Below are 23,219 nucleotides of genomic sequence, written 5' to 3'. Positions count from 1 at the left end.
AGCTGTCCAAAATTATTTTGGGCAGCTCTCTTTGCATGGATAGTTCTTTTATGAAAGGAGGGGGATTATGCTTCATAAATGGGAGGGGATTGTATTAAAGGTTCGCGCTTATGGGGAATCTAATAAGATTGTTATTTTGCTAACTCGGGAAGCTGGTAAAGTGGCTACGATGGCTAGAGGGGCAAAAAAACCTTCTAGTAGATTGGCTTCCATCACGCAACCCTTTACCTATGGGATGTTTATGGTACAACATCATACAGGCATGGGAACTTTGCAACAGGGAGAACATTTAAATTCAATGCGCCATATTCGTGAGGATATTATGGCTACTGCTTATGCTAGCTATATTATGGAATTAGTGGAGCGAGTTGTGGAAGAAGGAAAGCCAGAGCCATTTGCGTTCGATGTTTTACTACATGCACTACAAGCAATTGAGGATGGCTACGATCCTGAAGCTATTACGCTATTTGTTGAATGGAAAATGTTGCCCTATACAGGTGTACAACCTATTTTACATGCCTGTGCTGCGTGTGGCGCAGTAGATGGGGAATTCGCTTTTTCCTTTGCTCAAGGAGGATTCTTATGCCATCGCTGTTATCAGCATGACCCCTATATCATTCGCTTAACGCCAACACAGCTGAAACTTATCAGGATGTTCTACACTGTTCCTATCGACCAAATTGGAAAAATAGAACTAAAAAAAGAAACAAAATATTTCATTAAAAAAATTATAACAACCATCTATGAAGAACAAACCGGTATTCGGTTTAAGACGAGAAAATTTATAGAGCAACTAGAACGTACCCCTGAACTGCAAATACGCTCGAAAGACAAAATGCCAGATGAATCATAATGTTCATCTGGCATTTCACGTTATTTAAAATTCATCCTCATCCTCTGTCACTAAAAAGGCCCACTGTCCAGCAATTTTTTTACTTTCAATATAAAGGTATGATGTTTCATTGTTTTTACCTGTTAAATGGAGAATCGCTAGACCTTCAGCTTTTGGCGTAATATGTAGTTGCCCGTCAAGAATTGTCGCTTTTACAGGCACTGGCTCAAAACCAAAGCTTTCGAGTGCTACATGTGTTGGTTCGAAAGGTAATTCTTGCGCTGTCAGTATTAATTCATCTGTCAAATGATATAAATCAATGCTGCGAACAAAATCATAGGAATACACATCTGCGGCCATCTTTTGTTGTTGCGTCCCATCTGAAAATGTAACAATGTATTGTCCATTTTGCGAAATGGACAGTGTTTGATCTTGTTGATTAAAGTTATAGAAATTTGAAGCGAGTGGCTGTCCATTCGCGTTTTGAACCGTCACCTCTGTTGGTATGAATGGTAATTTGCTCTCAGACAAATCGAGTGGTAAATTTTCGATATAATCATCTTCTTCTACTTCTTCAAGTGTTACCTTCAGCTTACCATTTACATTTTTGACATGTACTAAATAAAAAATGTCAATAAAGTCCTCTGAATCATCAGTCAATCCAGTAATCACTAATTTACCCGTACCTTCTTTTATAGGGGTAATTGTGATAGACTCTGTCATATCTTCCTCTTCATTCCATGTGAAAATATCCTCTGCTGGCTCAAGACCACCATAAGAAGCAAAAATATAGTCCTGTTTAAATTGACTTGCATAGACGGTTGCATTGCCTAGCAACTTTTCAGCTCGTACAACAAAAGCAGCCAGCTGAGAGCGCTTTACATTGCTTTTTGGGCCGAAAGTGGTTGCAGATGTTCCTTTGGTAATCCCATTTGCAAACAATGCTTTAATATGAGGCTCAAATTCATTCCCCTTTTTAACGTCTGTAAATGGTAATTGTGTGTTACTCGTACTTGTTAATCCAAAGCCTTTCGCAATCATTTTAGACATTTGCTCGCGAGTTATATTTTGAGTAGGGTAGAAATAACCATTTGCACCATTAATAATGCCAGCATTTGCTAATGCTGCAATGGCTCCGTAGTTTTCATCGCCAGGTTTGATGTCTTTGAATTGGGGATTTTTTACGTGAACTGTATCTAACTTTAAAATACCTGCTAAAATCTTCGCAGCCTGTGTACGTGTAATAGGATTAGCGGGTTTAAATGTCCCATCCATATAGCCTGAAATAATGCCACGCTCTGCTAATTGAATAATAGCCTTACCTTCTTCATTGGTTGGGTTGATATCAGGAAAAAATGATGCTGCGTGTGCGGGTGGTGCGATAATAATCGCACTTGTTGCTAAAGCAGAAGCCATAGCTAGTTGAAATAAACGTTGAGACTGCAATTAAATTCCTCCAAAAAGTACAATAGAAAATTTTATAGTATATATATTTCTGGTCAGACCTTCCTATGTATCAGTTCAAACTTCCGGACGAATGAATGTTAAAAGGTGATGTGTCTTTAGCCTGTCAATTATTCATTATTTAACAGCTAATACTAACTATAATAACTTATTTATACCAAAAAGATGGAACAACGCATAGAGGGAATTTCATCCATATCATGACTGTTCGGTAATCGATTATACCTTATGTAAAAAGGGGGAGCTAAAACTAATTAACTTGCATAGCACAGAACTCGCTTCATTTTATCTTTTAAATAAAAAGAAATACCTTTGATTTTATAGGAGGATGCAACTAGATTACCTTTCTTTTTAATGAATAAATTTCAATTTTTACAAAATAAAATTATTGCGTAAATTTAATTTTATTTGTTATTTTTCCGTCTTTAAATGAATAATATGAAGTCTTATTTATCTATATTTTTATTTATTTATATATTTATAAGTATTTTAATAGGTAAAAAGATTTGTATTTTTGTTTAGTTTTCATTATATAAGTGGTAGAAACTGTTCATTCGAGACCCATATACTAGTTGAAAAGGCATTTTAACCTATGATATTGTAAATGGTATAGATAATGGTAATTATATTTTTTAAATATAATTAAGTCGTTTAATCTCCATCGAAACTGATGTACGCTAGATCACTTTAGACATGCCTATGAAATATAAAAGCCTCTATCAGCAAAACGTATTGTTATACGTTTATCAGAATAGCGCAGTCCTATGGAAGAAGGAGGGAGTCACATAGTGCTTAGTACATTGCGTATGTGGCAAAATATATGCTACGAAAAGTAACCTTAAGTATTCATGAAGTTGAAGCAAATGATATATTAGCAGAAGATATTTTTTCAGAGTATCGTTTATTGGCTAAAAAGGATTTAGTTTTAACGGAGCGAATTATTGCCTTACTTAAACTTCGTAAAGTAGATGAATTATCTGTCTATTTGCCATCTAATTCAGTTCGAGTTGTACATGATTTAAGTGCTCAACGAACAAGAGAATATGAAGATCTATTTGCCCCATTAATTGAAAAAAGAGATCCTGTGGATGATTATAAAGAGACAGTTAGTCAGCTTTTTATGACAACGTTGGAGAATGTCGTGCACGAATTACGCTATGGACAAATTCTTAAAAGCATACAGGATACGGCTTATGTAAGAGGTGTTTTTGAAAAGATTTTGGAAAAAAAACATCGCTATGAGCTACTTATGCGTTTAAAGGAATGGGACGAGTATTCATTTGTCCATTCATTTGATGTGTTTGTATTAGGTACAATTTTTGCTAGATACCTAGGTTTAACAGATATTGAAACATTAGCTAGGGGCTACCTGTTCCATGATATCGGGAAGGTTTTTATACCCCAAGAAATATTAAATCTGAAACGTAAACTCTCTGAAGATGAGTTCGATATTGTAAAGACGCACACAACAAAAGGCTACGAGCTACTCATGGAACATAACGAGGAAGACATTGCCTATTTGGCAAGAGATCATCATGAACGTTTTGCGGGAAAGGGCTATCCAAATCAACTTTGTGCGGATGATATGAGTGAGGGTGTACAATTATTACAAATTGTTGATGTATATTCAGCGATGACATCCAAGAGAGTCTATCATGTTGGCTATGGTGCTACAGATGCTTTAGCTGTCTTATACAGAGATCGACATTTATATAATGAGAGCTTTATGCATAAATTTGTAGAATGTTTAGGGATTTACCCAGTAAACTCTGTTGTTATGTTATCCGATAATCGCAGTGCACAAGTAGAACTTGTTTATGATTTATTTCCAACATTACCAAAAGTAAGATTGTTAGATGAGCAAAAATCAATGAATCTTCCTTTGAACTATAGTGTGAGAATTACGAAAATGATCGACTATCGAGCGAATAGCTTTGAAGAGATTTTCAACTTATTTGTAGAGCAATTAATCCGCTGTGACGAAAATAATCTGAGAATTCATTTTAATAAATTAATTGACCATTTACATCCTAAAGAAATTGTCTTAAAAATTTTTCTGCCAGCCTTTCGTATTTTACGTTTACTAACAAGGGAAATCCAAACGGATATGACAAAGTATCGCAATTCTATTGGTATTTTAAAAACGCTCCTAGAGGAGCAATTAAACGTTTTATATATGGATTATCAACATGAGCAAACGACCATATTAGTTGTGGAGACATCGTTGCGTGAAAATTTCTTCATTAAGCTTGTTCAAAGTATTTTGTATATTGATAAAATTGTGCCATTCTTTATAAACCCAGGTGATGATCAACGTATTACACAATTGATGGAACATTGTGATGTTAATGTCGCTTACTTTATTGAAGATGAACTAACTTTTGACAAACGGGTTCGTCCAATGCGAGAAGGTACATTCCTTTATTACTCACTAGCGGATATTGAGGAGCTATTAGTAAGCTTAATAGGTTTGAGCATGAAAAAGTTTTCATTCGAGGAAAAAATGCAAGAGCGTTTATTTTCAACATTTAAAGCATAAGAAAGAGGGAGTTGCCTGCTGGCTACCCCCTCTTTTTTAAGTGATTAGAATTGTAGGTGTTTTTCAATATATGCTTTTACTTCAGCAATAGGCATACGAACTTGTGTCATAGAGTCACGATGACGTACTGTTACTTGGCCATCCTCTTTTGAATCAAAATCATATGTGATACAGAATGGTGTACCAATTTCATCTTGACGACGGTAACGTTTACCAATTGATTGTGATTCATCAAAATCAACAGGGAAGGCTTTACGCAGTTCAGCCCAAACATCTGTAGCTTCATCAGATAATTTTTTAGAAAGTGGTAGCACAGCAGCTTTAAATGGAGCCAGAGCAGGGTGGAAACGTAAAACCGTACGTTTATCATCACCTTCTAGTTCCTCTTCATCATAGGCATCACACAAGAAAGCTAATGTTACACGATCAGCGCCTAATGATGGTTCAATACAATAAGGAACATAACGTTCATTTGATACAGGATCAATGTAAGTGAAATCTTCACCAGAGTGCTCCATATGTTGTTTTAAGTCGTAATCTGTACGATCTGCTACACCCCAAAGCTCTCCCCAGCCAAATGGGAATTTGAATTCGATATCTGTTGTAGCGTTAGAGTAGTGAGATAGCTCATCATCCTCATGGTCACGAAGGCGCATCGAATCTTCTTTCATGCCTAGGTTTAGTAACCAATTTTTACAGAATTCTTTCCAATATGCATGCCATTCAAGGTCTTCACCAGGTTTACAGAAGAATTCAAGCTCCATTTGTTCGAATTCACGTGTACGGAATGTGAAGTTACCCGGTGTAATTTCGTTACGGAAAGATTTACCGATTTGTGCGATACCAAATGGTGTACGTTTACGCATAGAACGTTGAACGTTTTTAAAGTTCACGAAAATACCTTGTGCCGTTTCTGGGCGTAAATAAATTTCATTTGTAGAGGATTCCGTTACACCTTGGAATGTTTTAAACATGAGGTTGAATTGGCGAATATCTGTGAAATCAGCCTTTCCGCAATCAGGGCATACTACGTCATATTTAATCATTGTTTCTTTCATTTGGTCGAATGTCATACCATCAACAATGATTTCATCGCCTTTCGCTAATGCAGCGTCTTCGATAATTTTATCTGCACGGTGGCGGGCCTTACATGATTTACAGTCGATCATTGGGTCATTGAAGTTTCCTACGTGACCAGAAGCAACCCAAGCTTTTGGATTCATCAAAATAGCAGCATCAATACCTACATTGTATTCAGATTCCTGAACAAACTTTTGCCACCATGCTTTTTTAATATTATTTTTTAATTCGACACCTAGTGGACCATAATCCCACGTGTTTGCTAAACCTCCGTAGATTTCAGAACCAGGGAAGACAAAGCCTCGATGCTTCGCTAAAGATACGATGGTTTCCATTGATTTGTTAGCCATAAAATAGCCTCCTTTAAATTTTTAATACGTTGTTTTAGCGGTAAAAACGCCATAGTTTTTTCATTCAGTTGCAACTAAATGAAAATAGCACCCGTCTCCGGGCACATTGTATGCCCAGGGACGAGTGCTAATACCCGCGGTTCCACCCTGATTGTTTTAAACGAGTAGTTTAAAACCTCTTTTCAAAAAGTTAGCTCAGGGAGTGCCTTTTCTCTGTTGCTGTGTAGACTTTCACCATCTTCTACTCGCTATAGAATGGAACAGATACTTTTTTCCCATCATCGCCTGTATAACGCAATTTGCTCGAAAATACTGATAGAGCAAGCGTATGTGTCAATATTGTAGCATGTAGTTCTTTAATTCGCAATAATTATTAAAATAGTATATAATAATTGAGCATAAGTATAACACTATTAGATTTGAGGCGGTGAGTCCAATCGAACTCAATAAACGTCAGGAAGACATATTACAAATTGTGAAAGAAAATGGCCCTATTACGGGGGAACATATTGCCGAACGTCTCAATCTGACAAGAGCAACTCTAAGACCGGATTTAGCAATCCTAACAATGGCAGGATTTCTGGATGCAAGACCAAGGGTTGGTTATTTTTATTCAGGTAAGAAGGCATCTGTTACATTAATAGATAGTATTCACAATTTAAAAGTGAAGGATTTTCATTCAGGGCCAGTAGTTGTCCCTGAAACAATGACGGTTTATGATGCAATTTGCTTTATGTTTTCAGAAGATGTTGGTACACTCTTTGTCGTAGATAAGAATGAGTTTTTGACAGGCGTACTATCTCGCAAAGATTTACTGCGTACAAGTATTGGCACGCAGGATTTAAATAAAATTCCAGTACATATTATTATGACGCGTATGCCAAATATTTCGTACTGTGAAAGATCAGATTCTTTAATTGTTGCAGCGAACAAACTTATTGAACGTGAGGTTGATTCACTACCAGTAGTTGAACCGCAAGAGGGTGGTTTAACGATTGTTGGTCGTCTTACAAAAACAACGATTACACGGGCTTTCTTATCTCTTGCACAAAATGTCTAAATGAAGGAGAGCTGCATGAAAAGACTACGCGTATTTGTTGTATCTGATTCTGTCGGTGAAACTGGTGATCAAGTTGCAAAAGCGGTTATTAGCCAGTTCCGACCGGGTCTTGAAAATACTGTGATTCGTCGATTTCCACATATTCAATCAGAGGAGCTTATCCGTAAAATTGTTTTTCTTGCTTCGCAACAGCGAGCATTCATTGTTTATACACTTGTTCGCCAAGAAATGCGTAAATTATTACATGATTTATGTGAACAAGAAAAAATTCAGGCTGTTGATATTTTAGGGCCAGCCTTACAATCAATGGCAGCTTTTATGGAAGAAAATCCATTGGAAACGCCTGGTATTGTTCATCTGCTGGATGATGATTATTTCAAAAAAATTGAAGCGATTGAATTTGCGGTAAAATATGATGATGGTAGAGATCCAAGAGGATTATTACAGGCTGATATTGTACTAGTTGGTGTATCACGAACTTCTAAAACACCACTATCACAATATTTAGCCCATAAAAAATATAAAGTGGCGAATGTACCTTTAGTGCCAGAGGTAGAACCACCAGAAGAGCTATTACAGATAGACCCTAAAAAATGCTTTGGATTGATTATTTCCCCTGAGAAGTTAAACTCAATTCGGAAAGAAAGATTAATGTCTCTCGGCTTGAATGATGATGCTATCTATGCACAGCATGAAAGAATTCTTGATGAGATTCAGCATTTTGAAAAAATTGTCGGTAGAATAGGTTGTAAAGTTATCGATGTGACAAATAAAGCTGTTGAAGAGACAGCAAATACGATTATCGAACATATTTTGACCTGTAAATAAGGATAGAATTTTAAACCACCTCGGTTAGCAGAGGCGGTTTTTTTGAGTGGATTTTGAAAATGGTATAGATAAAAACTAATTTTTGTTTTATAATAATAAAATTGTGGTAAAAATATTTATAAGAGAAAAATCCTAATTTTTTGTCGAGAAATAAAGGAATTTTAAAACGAATAGCGAATTGTGTTTCTAGAACGCAAATATTAAAGATGGTGATGGATTTGGCAGGGAAGATTCCAGAAGAAGTAATTGAGCAGATTCGCACACAATCAGATATCGTTGATGTTATTAGTGAATACATGCAGCTTACTAAGCGTGGGCGAAATTGGTTTGGTCTCTGTCCATTTCATGGAGAGCAAACACCGTCTTTTTCTGTATCTACAGACAAGCAAATTTTTCATTGCTTTGGTTGTGGTGCAGGGGGCAATGCCATTACTTTTGTAATGGATATTGAAGGCATTTCTTTTCCTGATGCAGTTGTGAAACTTGGGGAACGTGTTGGCATACACTTAGATGTTGAGCCAAGTTTCCCTGGAGGAACGAAAAAGATATCTAAAGCGGAAGAAAGGATGAAAGAAGCACACGCTTTTGCAGCAGATTTTTTTCATCATTTACTGTTGAATACAGAAGATGGTGAAGAACCTTTAAATTATTTGCTAGAAAGAGGATTTACAAGGGAACTTATCGAATCTAATAACATTGGTTGGTCTCTCCCAAGCTTTGATGCATTAACAATATTGCTTGAAAGAAAAGGTTATAACTTACAAGAAATTGCCGAAAGTGGCTTAATCATCAAAAGAGAGGGAGAAGAGCGTTATTTTGATCGTTTTAGAGGACGTATCATGTTTCCTATTCGAGATGAGAATGGTAAAATTATTGCCTTCTCAGGACGTATCCTTTCATCCAATGGTGAGGAAGCAAAATATTTAAATAGTCCAGAATCACCAATTTTCCAAAAAAGTGAAGTGCTGTATAACCTAGATAAAGCACGAACTTCTATCAGAAAAAATCGTCAAGTAGTATTGATGGAAGGATTTATGGACGTTTTAGCAGCCAACTCTGTAGGTGTCATGAATGTTGTTGCGACAATGGGTACTTCGTTAACAAATCAGCATATCACAAAGCTAAAGCGCTTAGTAGAGCAAATTACGATTTGCTATGATGGTGATAATGCTGGATTTGATGCAGCGAAACGAGCGGCGCAGCTACTGCATACAGAGCGATTGAAAGTCGATATTGCCGTGTTGCCAGAAAAATTAGATCCTGATGAATACATTCACACTTTAGGTGGACAAGCATTTAAGGAACAAATTTTGGAAAAACCTCATGCGTATATTGCTTTTATGATGATGCATGCTAGACGCAATAAGAACTTTCAATTTGAAAATGATACGCTTCAATATATTCAAGAAGTTCTTGAGCAGCTAGTGGGAAGATCTTCACCAGTTGAACGAGATTTGTATATACGACAGCTATCAAATGAAACAAACATCTCGGAAGAAGCCATTTATGCCCAATTCCGAAAACTGGAGGCTAATCAGGTACGTTCTGCTAAAGTAGAAATGCCTACACAGATACCTTCAATGCCAGTCACGCAACAACAAAAGCCTATGGACGCAGCCGAACGTGCCGAACGTTTATTACTGGCTCATATGCTTCATAATATAGATGTAGTGGACAGGGTATTACGTAGTGAGCAAAAAGAGCCATTTGTACGAGATGCCTATATGGCAGTTTTTGTTCGCTTAGTTGGATTTTATGAGGAGTATGGTCATCCTGATTATCAACGTTTTGTGGAAATTTTGGATGACGCTGAATTACGAAAAATTGTCATGGAAGCGGCTTTAGTTGAGCGAGATCCAGATCAAGCAGAGGCAGAGGTTATGGACTCTATCCGTCAGCTTCAAAAATATAGAATTGAGCAAGAAATTTATCAAAAGATGCATGAGTCAAAGGAAGCGGAGAAGATGCATGAGTATGCACGTGCACTTGAAATCGCCCAACAGATTATTCATTTAAGAAAATCGTTATCGGCGATTTAACCCGATTCGGTTGTTTAGAAGGAGGAAGGTTTATGGCGGACAAGTCAGAACGTTCAAAAGAGATAGAAGTAGAAATTACATTAGATGATGCAAAAAAATTCCTACAAGAAAAAGCAAAAACAGAGGGTGAAATTTCAATGAAAGAAATTTCAGAGAAACTAACACCTTATGAATTGGAAAACGAAGAAATTTTCCATTTTGCTGAGGATCTTGAAAAGCATAAAGATATTCAAATCATTGGAAAAGAAGAATTTGAAGAAGAAAGTCTAATGAAAGAAGAAGCGAACGAAGAAACTTTCGACTTAAATGATTTGAGTGTGCCACCAGGTGTTAAAATCAATGACCCTGTACGTATGTATTTAAAAGAAATCGGCCGAGTAGATTTATTATCTGCTGAGCAAGAAATTGCACTTGCTGAACGTATTGAGCAAGGGGACGAGGAAGCGCGTAAACGCCTTGCGGAAGCGAACTTACGTCTAGTTGTATCGATTGCAAAACGCTATGTTGGTCGTGGAATGCTATTCCTTGATTTAATTCAAGAAGGAAATATGGGTCTTATTAAGGCTGTTGAAAAATTCGATTATCGTAAAGGATTTAAGTTCTCGACTTACGCTACATGGTGGATTCGTCAGGCGATTACACGCGCAATCGCTGACCAAGCGCGTACGATTCGTATTCCTGTTCATATGGTCGAAACCATTAATAAATTAATACGTGTACAACGTCAACTTTTACAAGATTTAGGTCGTGAGCCTTCTCCAGAGGAAATTGGAGAAGAAATGGATTTAACACCTGAAAAAGTACGTGAAATTTTAAAAATTGCACAAGAACCAGTATCTCTTGAAACACCAATTGGAGAAGAAGATGATTCCCATTTAGGAGACTTTATCGAGGATTCAGAAGCACAATCTCCTTCCGACCATGCAGCCTATGAACTGTTAAAAGAACAATTAGAAGATGTACTAGATACGTTAACAGACCGTGAGGAAAACGTACTTCGTTTACGTTTTGGGTTAGACGATGGTCGCACACGTACATTAGAAGAGGTTGGGAAAGTCTTTGGCGTAACGCGTGAACGTATTCGTCAAATCGAGGCGAAAGCACTAAGAAAATTACGCCATCCTTCTCGTAGTAAACGTTTAAAAGACTTCTTAGAATAAAATTTAAAATAGCTGGAGCTATCCAAGTAGTGAGAAAATGACTAATTGGTATAGCTCCTTTTTTATAGAATTGAAAAGTCAACAAAAAGAAATTAGCCCTGCTATTCACCTATCGATGCTATGCAATCATAGATAATTAGAATGAGGGAAATGCTAGATTTGCGACTTTATACAGATGTGTTTTCAAATAGTGTGAGATAAAATTGTAATACAACCATTATTAAGCAATGTTTGGAGCTAACACTATGACAAATCCTCGCAAAAAAATAATCCTTAATGAAATTTTGTTTTGGAAGCAAAATAAACTTTTACCTGAGCACTATTGTGACTTTTTAGCAGCTCTTTATACGGAGGGGGCTGACATAGAGGAGTTAGAACCAGTGCAACATCCTAAACAAGCGGTCTTGCCATCAGAAAAAAGAAAAATGATCCTATTGGTAGTGGGTCTATGTATCGCCATAATGGCTGTTTTGGCACTCTATTTTACAATGCAATCTTTAACATTGATTTTTACAGTAATCGTGGGAGTAGGTGCATGCATCTTATTTATTGCTGCGTGGCAAATGGCTCGAAAAAAACATCTACTAGCTCCCATTTTTCATGTACTAGCGGCCATCCTGTTATTTAGTATGTCGATCCGCATTTGTACTACATATTTTAGTGGAAATAATACGGTTTTATTTTGCTTGATTGCAGCAAATTGTGTCATTTGGCTTTTGTCAGGTATTAAAATGAAACTTCTATATTTCACAGTCTCAGGTGCTTTAGGATTAATAGCACTAGTTGGGTACTATATCATAAATTTATCCTGATTTAGCAAATGGTATTTCTATCGATGTACAAGGAACTCCATCTACTAAATCAGGTTAGAAACTTAATTGATCTTTAGTGTTTATATAAAACCATAATTTGTGACAATTTATCTATAATAGGGTCAGTATCATGTTAAAGTTTTTACCTCAGAAGATTCAAAATCTGTACGCTAATTAAAAACGTACAGATTTTTTAATTTTGGGTATATCAATGAGTGAAAAGGGTATGATAACAGCATAAATATAATGAAAAAGAAATTGTATAAAAGGATAAATTTGACCAATTTTGGATGTTGGCAAGACATATTTTATCCAATAGATACAGAAATGTCGAATTTGTTACAAACAAAGGAAAACTTAGCGAATAGGGCTTTTCGTTTCTTTGTTAATGAAGTACAATATTAGATGTTGACTGATTCTATATTATAATAGAAGTAGACTTAAAATGAGGAGGGGAAACTTATGAAAAACAATCCAGTCGTTCCTTACATCTTAATTCTGGCATTTGGTATTGGTCTTATTTTCTTCATGTCTTTACAAGGTGCAGATAACAAGAAAGAAATTGCTGCTGAACATGAGGGTGGTGGCGAAACTACTACAGAAACAACAGATGCAGAAGCTGATGGTTCAGCACTAGTACAATCTTGTATCGGTTGTCATGGTGGTGACTTAACTGGTAGTATGGGTCCAAATCTACATGGCTTAGATGAAGCACATATCGTAGAAGTTTTAACAAAGGGTATCGAAGGTACTCCAATGCAACCAAACATGAAAACTGAAGAGGAAGCAAAAGCAATCGCTGAATACATTTCTACTTTAGAATAGTAAAACTGACAAGTAGCTGTACTGAAATAGTACAGCTACTTTTTAGATTTAAGCATCATGAAGATGGGGTTGTCCACATAGAAATGTGAGACAACTCCATTTGTTTTTTTTCACGACATCATCCATACTATTAATGGACTCTATTGAAGATAGGCGGTATAAAAATGAACGCACAAAAACTTTCAAAGCGATTAGAAGCAGTAGCGAAATTTGTTCCTACAGGAGCAGTCATGGCGGATATTGGTAGTGACCATGCCTATCTACCATGCTATTTAATTCACAAAGGGACTGCCTCATATGCCATAGCAGGGGAAGTTGTAAAAGGACCCTATGAATCGGCGGTAGGACAAGTACAGAAGGAAAACTTAACTGAAAAAATTACAGTACGCCTTGCAGACGGTTTAGCAGCGATAGAAGAAGCTGACCATGTGGATACGGTGACAATAGCAGGCATGGGTGGACCATTAATTGTTTCCATTCTAGAGAAGCATCCAGAAAAGCTTCAAGGTGTCACACGTCTAATCCTACAGCCAAATATTCACGCCAAGGTTATCCGTGAGTGGGCTTTAGCACATCAATGGGCGATTCTTGATGAAGAGATTTTAGAGGAAGATGATAAAATCTATGAAATCCTTGTGTTACAAAGAGGGCAAATGGAGCTCTCTACAGCAGAGATTTTGTTTGGACCTAAGCTAAGCCTGCGTAAATCGCCAGCATTTACGAAAAAATGGTTGCGTGAAAAAGACAATTGGCAACGTGTACTACAATCCATTGAAGGAGCAGAACAAACACCTGAAATTGAAGAAAAGCGTGCAGAGTTAACGGCTCTGATACATTTAGTAGAAGGAGTTTTGTAAGATGAAAACGGTAAATGGCCAAGAAGTTATTCAAGTGTTCGAAGCATGGTCGCCCAAAAAACTAGCTTGTATGGACAATGATCCAATTGGACTAGCGATAGGGACCCTCAACAAACCTGTAAGTAAAGTTTTGGTGACGTTAGATGTCAATGAAGCCGTGGCAAATGAGGCAATAGAAAAAGGCTGTGAGCTGATTATCGCACATCATCCACCAATCTTTAGACGCCTAGCGAATATCCGCACAGATCATCCAGCAGGGCGCTTATATGAAAAGCTCATTAAACACGATATTGCTGTATATGCCGCTCATACAAATTTAGATGTAGCCGAAGGTGGGGTAAATGATTTATTAGCAGATGCCCTACAGCTAAAAAACCGGTCAATATTAGAAGAAACGTATGCTGAGAATTTGTTGAAGCTGGCAGTCTTTATACCAACTGCTAATGCCCAAGCATTACGTGAGGCGCTTGCAAAAGCTGGGGCGGGTCGTATTGGCGACTATGAAGCATGTAGTTATACAACGACTGGAGAAGGTCGGTTCCGTGCATTAGCAGGAGCTAATCCGTTCGTTGGCTCTGTTGGTGAATTACATGTGGAGGAAGAAGTAAAGGTAGAAGTTGTTTTTCCTGAATCTATTAAAGGCCGCGTGTTAAAGGCCATGCTTACTAGTCATCCTTATGAGGAGCCTGCCTATGATGTGATACGTCTTGAGCAGCAAACAAATGTGATGGGATTAGGGCGTGTAGGTTACTTAACAAAGGACATGACGTTACAACAATTTGCTGAATTCGTTAAACAGCAACTAGATGTGCCAGCTGTGCGTGTAGTGGGTGATTTACAATCGAAGGTCAGCAAGGTTGCGCTTGTTGGTGGAGATGGTAATAAATATATCTATGCGGCAAAACGTGCAGGAGCTGATGTTTTCTTAACAGGCGATATGTACTTCCATACAGCTCAGGACGCACAAGCCATTGATCTGCAAATAGTAGATCCTGGTCATCATGTAGAAAAGGTAATGATTGCAGGAGTAGCAAAAAAAATGGCTGAACTATGTGAGGATAAAAAATATTTGGTTGAATTCATCCAATCAACGATCCATACAGAACCATTTTTATTTGTATAAGTGAGGGAACTAATATGGCTAATGAAAGACCAGCTGGTAATAAAGCAGGCAAGCTATGGATCATGATTGGTTTATTCATCGTTGTTTTTGGTATTGGTATGACGGTGATGACCAATATGGTCAATGATAAGAAAATCGATGCAATGACACAGCAATGTGAAGATGATGGTGGACAAGCAATTGTAGCAAAGGAGAAAAACTTTTTATCCACTAGCTACTCATTTGAATGTAAACAATGAGATGGGGCTGAACGCTAGCAGTACTAGTGTTTCAGCCTTTTTGAATGCAAGGAATCTATGAACAGTGATAAGATGTAGAGAAAATTGATTAACAGAAGTGGAGAGAGTTGTCTTGTTTATTCGTTTATCTAAAGATCAGCAGGAAATGATTCTTGCTGATATTCAACGTTTTTTTTATAATCAGCGTGATGAAGACATTAGTGAATTTGAAGCTGAACGTATGTTAGATTTTATCAAAGAGCATATTGCCCCCTATATTTATAATGCTGCCTTGTCAGATGCCAAGTATGTTGTGGAAAGACAATACGCCTCTATTGAAGAGGAATTAGAGGCATTGGAGCAGCCCATTAAAACAAAATAATCCTCTTTATCCCTCTAGATTAAATATTTGACAGGAAAGAATGGTTGATGATACCTTAATCTTGAATTAGAGATAATTCAATTCTAACTATTCAGAGCTAATTAACGGGTGATGAATAAAGGGATATTTTTCTGACCAAAATGGTTACGAGTGGCGAACACGTACGATAAACCGTGATGGAGTCACAAGAATGGATGATAAGAGGAGGCGTCATATGTTAAAAATCGGTATTATTTTAGGAAGTACGCGAGAAGGTCGTGTAAGCCCACAAGTTGGAGCTTGGGTAAAGGAAGTTGCGGAAAAACGTCGTGATGCGGAATATGAAATAATTGATATCGCTGAATTTAAATTACCATTTTTAGGGGAACCAGGTGGAGATACTTCTGGGGTAGCTGCATGGTCAGAAAAAGTAGCAGCTTGTGACGGCTTTGTCTTTATTGTTGCGGAGTACAATCACTCCATTACAGGTGCATTAAAAAATGCATTAGATTATTTACGAGTTGAATGGAACAATAAAGCTGCTGGTATTGTCTCTTATGGTTCTGTTGGAGGTGCGCGTGCAGCAGAGCATCTACGAGGAATTCTCGGAGAATTGCTAGTTGCAGATGTTCGAGTACATCCAGCATTATCATTATTTACTGATTTTGAAAACGGCTCTGTCTTTAAACCAAAAGAGGTGCAAGCAGATTCAGTTCATCAAATGTTAGATCAGCTTGTGCCATGGTCAACTGCTTTGAAAACAATTCGATCCTAAACTTAAAGCTTTGATTCAGACGGCCGCTTTCAGAAAGCGGTCGTTTTTTGATGAGGTAAAATCCATTAATGTTTGATTTCTTCAAGGACTTTTTCCTTTAAATCATTCTCCATCGAAGATAGTTTTACTGTATTGGTGAGACGCTCTTTTAGTTCTTTATCTGTCATAATGCCACGTTCCTCTAAGATTTGTACAAGCAGATTTAATGTTAGTATATTTTTAATATCCGCTGCTTTTGATGCCATATAAAACCCTCCATAATGATAGAATTACTACTTCTTAAGTGTACTCCTTTTTGAGAAGCATGACACAGAAAGGACAAAACAAAGCAAATTTATTTCGCGTCCCGGAATATATAGGGAAAAATAAGCGATACAATTTCCCTTATGAAGAGTGGAGATACTGTATGGAAACTGCATTTTAGTATGAAAAGTATGTGCTGTTTCAAGCTAGAAAAGCGAATATTGTAGTAAAAGGGGACATACCTTCCTATCAGGAGGGATTCAATGGGTAAACGGTTTGGGCTTGTCATCGGACTGTTGGTAGTCATTATATCTATGTTGGTCCTATTTGATAGATTTGCAGGAGAGAAAAGGTCAGAAGCAAATAAAGAGGCTCAATCGCTTATAACAAATGAAGAGTTGAGTCTGGTTCGATTGAAGGATAAGCTACTTGAAAAGTATGTCGGCATTGACGTTAAAACGACGGAAGAAAAGGAATTAGTAATCCAAGTTGTAGGCGGAGAAGACTATTTCCAGTCAATTAAAAAAGATATGGAATCCATAGCAAAAAATGCTTTAAAAACGTCTCCCTTAAAGGACTATCCCATAGTTTTTGAAAGATGGGAGTTTACCTCCTTGCTTGATAACAACAAGATAATGGGGGATGATATGAACCTTTTGATGGAAGATTTAATTGCGGGCTTAGAAGCTTTTGACGTATATGAATATTTAGTTATTGAAAATCGAACAACCATTACCATACAAACAACGATAAAGGGCGCTACGCATGAGGCACTTGAGTTAGCTTTAAGGATGGAAGAAGCCATCAAGAAGATTGTACAAGCAAAAGCATCACAAAATGCTTCCTATGTTATTAACATATTAAATGCCCAACGAGAAAAAATAAATTAGCTGTGTAGAAAAATAACATAGGATTAAGGCATCGAGATTTTAATGCTCGATGCCTTTGACATGTTTAAAGCAGCTATGTAGTTGTTGCAAAGAGAGCTTGATAAAGAGTTGCTAGGAGTGCAACAAAGCGCATATCATCCGCATGGAAAAGCTTAAACTGTATACCTATCTGTACTAGCTCAGTCTCAATAGAGCTTGCACTCGCAATCTTTTCATCATTGCAATATAAATAAGCAGTAGAGGTAAAATCCTTTTCAAAACGAAATTCTAAATCGTCCATTGTAAATGAATAAGAGGATTCTAATAATTGCACTGTTTTCCGTTGAATGGGTATCAAGCTGCCATCAGGCATAACAATTTGATGGCTGACTCCTTTTGTTAACAGGGTAGATTGTACTTGAAAAAGGGGTGCACCTAAAGTAGTTCGTGTCTCATAACGGTACGGTAATGTTTGCTGTGCAGCTACCAGCAAGACAGCATTCAGTACTTTACCAGCAGAGGTACGCTCCATTTTTTGAAGTACACATACTGTTTCGTTCTGTTCATTCACGATTGGAATACCAGTGAAGCTTTTAAAGCCCTTCGGATAGGTAAGTGTAAAAGTTGTCATAAAGAAACCTCCAGTCATTATTTATACGAGTAGGTAGTCGATGAGGTTTCAAGAAACTAGCTCTACGGTGTTTTTTATCTACTTGCCTCTTTATAAATAAAAGAACAGGCTGCTGAAGTAGCAAATTATTTCCGCTTTCAGCAGCCTGTTCATTTTATGACATTTGGGTATGACCGGATAGAGCACGCTTTTCCTGCTCTGTATCAAATTCTTTTTCCATTTTTGACACGACCACTGTTGCTACACCATTACCAATTAGATTTGTAACTGCACGTGCTTCTGACATGAAACGATCTACGCCGATTAAAAGGGCAATCCCCTCTACTGGGATCATCGGGAAGGCTGCTAATGTTGCTGCAAGTGTAATAAAGCCAGAGCCTGTTACACCAGCTGCCCCTTTAGAAGTAAGCATTAAGATGGCTAATAGCGTAATTTGATGCCAAACATCTAAATCCACACCATAGGCTTGCGCAATAAAGATAGCAGCCATTGATAAGTAAATGGATGTTCCATCTAAGTTAAATGAATAGCCTGTAGGAATCACCAGCCCAACCACTTGCTTTGAACAACCATAGTTTTCAAGCTTGCGCATCATGGAAGGTAATGCAGATTCAGATGAAGATGTTCCGATAACGATAAAGATTTCATCTTTAATGTACTTGATAAATTTAAAAATACTAAAGCCAAAGTAATGGGTAATCAATCCAATGATCACAACAATAAAAATGAACATTGTAATGTAAACAGATAGCATTAAAAATCCTAAGTTTCCTAATGATTTAAGTCCAAAATTTCCGATTGTATAACTCATGGCACCAAACGCACCAATAGGAGAAATTTTCATCACCATGTTAACGATTTTAAAGAAAATATCTGCAACTTGCTCGAAAAATTTAATAACAGGTTTAGCTGGTTCTCCAATCGCCGCCGCAGCTAGTCCAAATAAAACAGCTGAGAACAAGACTGGTAATAATTCACCATTTGCTAAAGCACCAACTACATTTTCAGGAATAATTTGCATAACAAATGCACCTAAACCATGCTCTGCCGCCGCTGCTTCTGTATATTGTGAAACATCAGCACCGCTTGCTGCATCTGTATTAAAACCTTTACCTGGTTGAACAATATTGACAACGATTAAGCCAATTGCAAGGGCAAAAGTTGAAACAATTTCAAAATAAATTAAAGCTTTTCCACCAATTTTACCAACCTTTTTGACATCCCCCATGCTACCAATGCCGATTACGACTGTTAAGAAGATAATTGGTGCTATTAACATTTTAATAAGTTTAATAAATATATCCGCCAAGATTTTGAGCTTTGCTCCGAATTCTGGGAATGTTGCTCCGACGATAATCCCTAGTACAATGGCAATCAATACTTGTACTGTTAAGTTTTTAAAATTTATCCGCATATAGTTCTCCCCCTACAACATCTATGAATATTGTGTGAACGCTTTCATGTGGTTATCATAGCTGAAATTTTCCGACAATAGTGTTTATGACCGTAATGGTTGTATTGTTCATTTTGTTCATTCTGAGAGAAAGGGGTATTAAGGCTAGTAATATCAAGGGTTTTAAGCTGTTTTATAGTAGTTGTGAGATTCGCGAATCTATTATAATACAATAGAAAAAATCCTTACGTTTTGTAAGGATTTTTCATTAATGAACAAAAGTATTAGGGATCAACGATTTTTTCAATCTCTGCTAAGATTTGATCGTTTTGAATATGGGCTCTATAAAAATCATAAACAGGTGCAAGTTGTTCCTTAAAGCGTTGTCTTTCTTGGGGACTCATTGTATACACATCAAAATCATCTAGCTGTTTCAGCTTGTCCATATCTTGTTCATTCATAAGTTCAGCCTGCTCAAATTGCCAATCGGTTGTTTCTTTCATAGCATCCAACAACTGATGCTGAATTTTGATAGGTAGAGAATTCCAAAAGGTTTCATTCATTAACACAGCATAGCCTAAAATCCCATGCTGAGTGATAGTCATATGCTTTTGTACTTTGTAAAAACCCTTTGAATAGATATTAGAAGCGGTATTTTCTTGTGCGTCTATTGCATGCTTCTCTAAATCCGAAAAGACCTCACTAAAAGAAATAGGTATAGGTGTTGCTTTGACCACTTCAAATTGCTTTTCTAATGTTTTACTTGGCATCGTACGCACTCGTAAGCCCTGTAAATCTTCAAAGTTATGAATAGGCTGCTCAACAGAGGTTAGATGCTTAAACCCATTGTACCAAAAGCCAAGCCCTTTAATATGGAACGGCTCTAGCTCATTAACCAATTGTTCACCAATAGAACCCGTTAGGACTTCCTTTACTTCCTCATTTGTATTAAACAGAAAGGGTAAATCAAGCACCTGCCAATTAGGAACATAAGCTGTCATTTTAGAAAAAGTAGGGATGATCATTTCCACTTCTCCCTTTTGCAATGCCTGAAATTCATTTTCATCATTAAATAAAGAGGAGTTGGAGTAGACATGTACTTTGACCTTCCCGTTTGTTTTTTCTTCTACTAGCTCAGCAAATTTGTTGGCAGCTTGGCCTTTAGGGGTATTTTCAGCGACGACATGACTTAAATGAATTGTTATCTGTGTGTCTAAACCCTTTTGCTCATCATCATAGGGAAGTGGCTTGGCGAATAGTAATCCTTGTTGAACACTGATAGTGAGGATTAACACAAGCACAGTTATAATCGTACCAATAATAAATTTTTTCATTGTATACACCCAATTAATTCGTATTTTCTGATGTTTTTGTTATTCTAACATATGGAGTAAGCTAAAATATAGTAGGAGGGAGGCGGTCAGTTGAAATTTCAGAAGTTATCCATGCAAAGAAAAATTATGTCTCTGACTTTTTTTATTCTCATGCTTTCCTTTAGCATTGGCGGTACTTTTTTGTTAGGTTTTGTCATGAATGAGCAAAAGACCAAACTAAGTGATCAAGCACTCCTTGTAGCAAAAACCGTCTCTCAGCTTCCTGAAATAAAAACATATATTGCTAGTGAAAATTACTATGATGCCGTACAGCATATTAATCCTGTTGTAGAGGAAATCCGTGATATCAATGGGGCAAAATATATTGTTGTTCTTGATATGCAACGACGAAAATATTCCCATCCTAATAGCCAGGAACTTGGTCGAATATCTCAATCTGGAGATTTAAACGCCGCTTTTTCAGAGCATTACTATACGTCGATTGCACGTGGAGAACACGGTAATATGGTTCGTGCGTTTGTTCCGATTATGAACCATGAAGGACAACAAATAGGTGTTACAGTAGTAGGGTACAGTGTTCTTACGGTAGTGGAGTTACTGCAAACAATGCAAACCGAACTAATGGTTACTGTACTATTATCGTTACTATTTAGTGTATGGGGAGCACGAACATTGGGGCTTCATATGAAAAAGCAAATGTTTGGGTTAGAGCCGCATGAAATTGCCAAAATGTATGTAGAACGTACAGAAACGTTTAATGCCATGCACGAAGGCATCATTGCTATCGATAATGATTTGACCATTACGATTTTTAATGAAAAAGCCTGTGATATCTTAGGCGTTTATGAAAAACCCTCTACATTGATTGGACAGAAAATCTTTCATGTCTTGCCAGATACACGACTTCCTGAAATTTTAGAGCTGGATCAGCCGTTATTTAATCGTGAGCTGTATATTAATAATCATAGTATTATGAGTAATCGAATTCCGATACAGGTTAATGGCGAAACTGTTGGGGCAGTGGCCATGTTTAAAGACCGTACGGAAGTGAAAAAGCTTGCCGAAGAATTAACAGGCGTTAGAGCATTTGTCCAAGCCCTTCGTGTACAAACACATGAACATAAAAATAAACTGCATACGATAGCGGGTCTTTTACAGCTAGGTCATCATGAACAGGCACTTTCTTACTTAACACAAGTGAAGGAAGAGCATGATGAAATCACTAACTTTTTAAACGAACGAATAAAAAATGAAAATATTTCTGGGCTATTGCTCAGTAAAATTTCCTATGCGAAGGAACAAGGAATTCGATTGGAAATTGACCGTGAAAGCCGATTTACATCATTTCCAGCTAATTTGGATCATCATGATTTCGTCATTCTCTTTGGTAATTTGATAGAAAATGCGTTTGATGCATTAAAGGATGTACAGGTCGAGGAGAAGGTGATTCATGTTTCTGTGGATGAAGATGATGACGTATTAGCCATATTAGTAACCGATAATGGTGTTGGCATGACGGAAGAGGTCAAGCAGCACATTTTTGATAATGGTTATTCTACAAAAGAGAAAAACTACCGTGGAATAGGGTTATTTTTAATAAAGGAAATTGTCGAAAAAGGGCAGGGTGACATCGAAGTCATCAGTGAGCCTAACAAAGGAACAAGTTTTTTAATCACCTTTTATTATTCATAATGGATGGAGGGCTAGCAGTGGCACAGATTAGAGTATTATTAATTGAGGATGATCCAATGGTACGAGAGGTAAATCGCCAATTTATTGAAAAGGTAGAGCATTTTCAAGTGGTTGGACAGGCACCTAATGGGTTAGAAGGCATTACGCAAATTTGCCAACTGAAGCCTGATTTAGTTTTTATGGATATTTTTATGCCAGAGCAAGATGGTATTACAAGCTTACGCAAAATACGTGAGCTCGATCTACCAGTAGATGTTATTACCGTGACAGCCGCAAATGATATGGAGACAGTGAAACAGATACTGCATCTAGGTGTTTTTGATTATATTATGAAGCCCTTTTCTTTTGAACGTGTTAAAGGGACACTTGACAATTATTTACGCTTTAACAAGCAAACTCAAACAGAACGAGAGCTCACACAGGGAGAATTAGATCAGTTATTTCATTATCGTGATGGACAAACTATGTTGGATCAATCTGTTACATTGAAATCCGAAAAAAATCTCCCAAAAGGTTTTAATCGTACAACACTTGAAAAGGTTGTGCACTTTTTACAATCGGTGGATGGTGCCTCAGCGGAAGAAGTAGCCAGTGGAATTGGCATTGCCCGCGTAACAGCTAGAAGATATTTAGATTACCTTGAAAAACAAGAGGAAATCACAATGGATGTCCATTATGGTGGCATTGGTCGTCCTATAAACTATTACTTTAGTAAATAAAGAAAATCCTGATTG

Annotated in this window: 22 protein-coding genes; 16 read left to right on the top strand and 6 right to left on the bottom strand. The window is 37.2% G+C overall.

Features of this window, described 5'->3' with window-relative positions; translation table 11 throughout:
* The first annotated feature begins 67 nt into the window (after window positions 1-67).
* Window positions 68-853, top strand: a complete 786-nt coding sequence (recO, locus tag BFM98_RS02415; RefSeq protein WP_048392194.1) for a DNA repair protein RecO — start codon at window positions 68-70, stop codon at window positions 851-853.
* Between the two features lie 24 nt (window positions 854-877).
* Here the strand turns inward: recO and BFM98_RS02410 are convergent, their stop codons facing one another.
* The gene (locus BFM98_RS02410) at window positions 878-2,278 is read right to left on the bottom strand and encodes an S-layer homology domain-containing protein (protein WP_066036446.1); all 1,401 of its coding nucleotides are present in this window, start codon (window positions 2,276-2,278) and stop codon (window positions 878-880) included.
* Window positions 2,279-3,104: 826 nt separating this feature from the next.
* Between BFM98_RS02410 and BFM98_RS02405 the strand changes: the two genes are divergently transcribed.
* Complete coding sequence (locus tag BFM98_RS02405; protein WP_233732089.1) at window positions 3,105-4,835, top strand: HD-GYP domain-containing protein; 1,731 nt, start codon at window positions 3,105-3,107, stop codon at window positions 4,833-4,835.
* A gap of 44 nt (window positions 4,836-4,879) precedes the next feature.
* On the opposite strand, the gene BFM98_RS02400 is transcribed toward BFM98_RS02405, so the two are convergent.
* Window positions 4,880-6,265: a glycine--tRNA ligase gene (locus tag BFM98_RS02400; RefSeq protein ID WP_004227145.1), complete on the bottom strand. Its 1,386-nt coding sequence runs from the start codon at window positions 6,263-6,265 to the stop codon at window positions 4,880-4,882.
* Between the two features lie 427 nt (window positions 6,266-6,692).
* On the opposite strand from BFM98_RS02400, the gene ccpN reads away from it, so the two are divergent.
* The 11 genes from ccpN (at window position 6,693) to BFM98_RS02345 (ending at window position 16,323) form a co-directional block, all read left to right on the top strand.
* Entirely contained in the window at window positions 6,693-7,325 is a 633-nt protein-coding gene (gene ccpN / locus BFM98_RS02395; protein WP_004227151.1) for a transcriptional regulator CcpN, read from the top strand.
* Between the two features lie 15 nt (window positions 7,326-7,340).
* Window positions 7,341-8,153 carry a pyruvate, water dikinase regulatory protein gene (locus BFM98_RS02390; RefSeq protein WP_066036445.1) on the top strand — a complete coding sequence of 271 codons (813 nt, stop codon included), beginning with the start codon at window positions 7,341-7,343 and terminating at the stop codon, window positions 8,151-8,153.
* A 206-nt stretch (window positions 8,154-8,359) separates the two neighbouring features.
* On the top strand, window positions 8,360-10,192 hold the full coding sequence (gene dnaG / locus BFM98_RS02385) for a DNA primase (protein ID WP_083225209.1): 1,833 nt from the start codon (window positions 8,360-8,362) through the stop codon (window positions 10,190-10,192).
* A 32-nt stretch (window positions 10,193-10,224) separates the two neighbouring features.
* On the top strand, window positions 10,225-11,352 hold the full coding sequence (rpoD, locus tag BFM98_RS02380) for an RNA polymerase sigma factor RpoD (RefSeq protein ID WP_004227165.1): 1,128 nt from the start codon (window positions 10,225-10,227) through the stop codon (window positions 11,350-11,352).
* A 245-nt stretch (window positions 11,353-11,597) separates the two neighbouring features.
* Window positions 11,598-12,164, top strand: a complete 567-nt coding sequence (locus BFM98_RS02375; protein ID WP_004227167.1) for a hypothetical protein — start codon at window positions 11,598-11,600, stop codon at window positions 12,162-12,164.
* A gap of 462 nt (window positions 12,165-12,626) precedes the next feature.
* Window positions 12,627-12,989 (top strand): cytochrome c550, encoded by a 363-nt coding sequence (gene cccA / locus BFM98_RS02370; RefSeq protein ID WP_016993532.1) that lies wholly within the window; start codon window positions 12,627-12,629, stop codon window positions 12,987-12,989.
* 164 nt (window positions 12,990-13,153) lie between these two features.
* Window positions 13,154-13,846 carry a tRNA (adenine(22)-N(1))-methyltransferase gene (locus BFM98_RS02365; RefSeq protein ID WP_048392198.1) on the top strand — a complete coding sequence of 231 codons (693 nt, stop codon included), beginning with the start codon at window positions 13,154-13,156 and terminating at the stop codon, window positions 13,844-13,846.
* Between the two features lies 1 nt (window position 13,847).
* Window positions 13,848-14,969, top strand: a complete 1,122-nt coding sequence (locus tag BFM98_RS02360) for a Nif3-like dinuclear metal center hexameric protein (protein ID WP_048392199.1) — start codon at window positions 13,848-13,850, stop codon at window positions 14,967-14,969.
* Between the two features lie 14 nt (window positions 14,970-14,983).
* On the top strand, window positions 14,984-15,208 hold the full coding sequence (locus tag BFM98_RS02355; protein ID WP_048392200.1) for a hypothetical protein: 225 nt from the start codon (window positions 14,984-14,986) through the stop codon (window positions 15,206-15,208).
* A 112-nt stretch (window positions 15,209-15,320) separates the two neighbouring features.
* Window positions 15,321-15,569 carry a DUF2164 domain-containing protein gene (locus BFM98_RS02350; protein WP_048392201.1) on the top strand — a complete coding sequence of 83 codons (249 nt, stop codon included), beginning with the start codon at window positions 15,321-15,323 and terminating at the stop codon, window positions 15,567-15,569.
* A 214-nt stretch (window positions 15,570-15,783) separates the two neighbouring features.
* Entirely contained in the window at window positions 15,784-16,323 is a 540-nt protein-coding gene (locus BFM98_RS02345) for an NADPH-dependent FMN reductase (RefSeq protein WP_048392202.1), read from the top strand.
* Between the two features lie 65 nt (window positions 16,324-16,388).
* Here the strand turns inward: BFM98_RS02345 and BFM98_RS02340 are convergent, their stop codons facing one another.
* Window positions 16,389-16,568: a hypothetical protein gene (locus tag BFM98_RS02340; protein ID WP_054550103.1), complete on the bottom strand. Its 180-nt coding sequence runs from the start codon at window positions 16,566-16,568 to the stop codon at window positions 16,389-16,391.
* Between the two features lie 261 nt (window positions 16,569-16,829).
* On the opposite strand from BFM98_RS02340, the gene BFM98_RS02335 reads away from it, so the two are divergent.
* Window positions 16,830-17,456, top strand: coding sequence for a hypothetical protein (locus tag BFM98_RS02335; RefSeq protein ID WP_066036443.1), 627 nt, complete (start codon window positions 16,830-16,832; stop codon window positions 17,454-17,456).
* Window positions 17,457-17,529: 73 nt separating this feature from the next.
* Here BFM98_RS02335 and BFM98_RS02330 read toward each other — a convergent pair whose 3' ends face one another.
* From BFM98_RS02330 to BFM98_RS02320, 3 genes are all read right to left on the bottom strand, one after another.
* Window positions 17,530-18,066: a tubby C-terminal domain-like protein gene (locus tag BFM98_RS02330; RefSeq protein ID WP_066036442.1), complete on the bottom strand. Its 537-nt coding sequence runs from the start codon at window positions 18,064-18,066 to the stop codon at window positions 17,530-17,532.
* Window positions 18,067-18,220: 154 nt separating this feature from the next.
* Window positions 18,221-19,480: a dicarboxylate/amino acid:cation symporter gene (locus BFM98_RS02325; protein WP_066036441.1), complete on the bottom strand. Its 1,260-nt coding sequence runs from the start codon at window positions 19,478-19,480 to the stop codon at window positions 18,221-18,223.
* 263 nt (window positions 19,481-19,743) lie between these two features.
* Window positions 19,744-20,793 (bottom strand): TRAP transporter substrate-binding protein, encoded by a 1,050-nt coding sequence (locus BFM98_RS02320; RefSeq protein WP_048392207.1) that lies wholly within the window; start codon window positions 20,791-20,793, stop codon window positions 19,744-19,746.
* Between the two features lie 111 nt (window positions 20,794-20,904).
* Here BFM98_RS02320 and BFM98_RS02315 point away from each other — a divergent pair, with 111 nt between their 5' ends.
* Together BFM98_RS02315 and BFM98_RS02310 are read left to right on the top strand one after the other, a co-directional pair.
* Window positions 20,905-22,485: an ATP-binding protein gene (locus tag BFM98_RS02315; protein WP_048392208.1), complete on the top strand. Its 1,581-nt coding sequence runs from the start codon at window positions 20,905-20,907 to the stop codon at window positions 22,483-22,485.
* A gap of 17 nt (window positions 22,486-22,502) precedes the next feature.
* A complete protein-coding gene (locus BFM98_RS02310) occupies window positions 22,503-23,204 on the top strand; it encodes a response regulator (RefSeq protein WP_016993520.1) in 702 nt (233 codons plus the stop codon).
* Window positions 23,205-23,219 lie beyond the last annotated feature (15 nt).

The organism is Lysinibacillus sp. AR18-8 (assembly GCF_001705465.1).
Classification (GTDB): Bacteria; Bacillota; Bacilli; order Bacillales_A; family Planococcaceae; genus Lysinibacillus; species Lysinibacillus capsici.
This window is presented reverse-complemented; position numbering and strand designations above follow the sequence as displayed.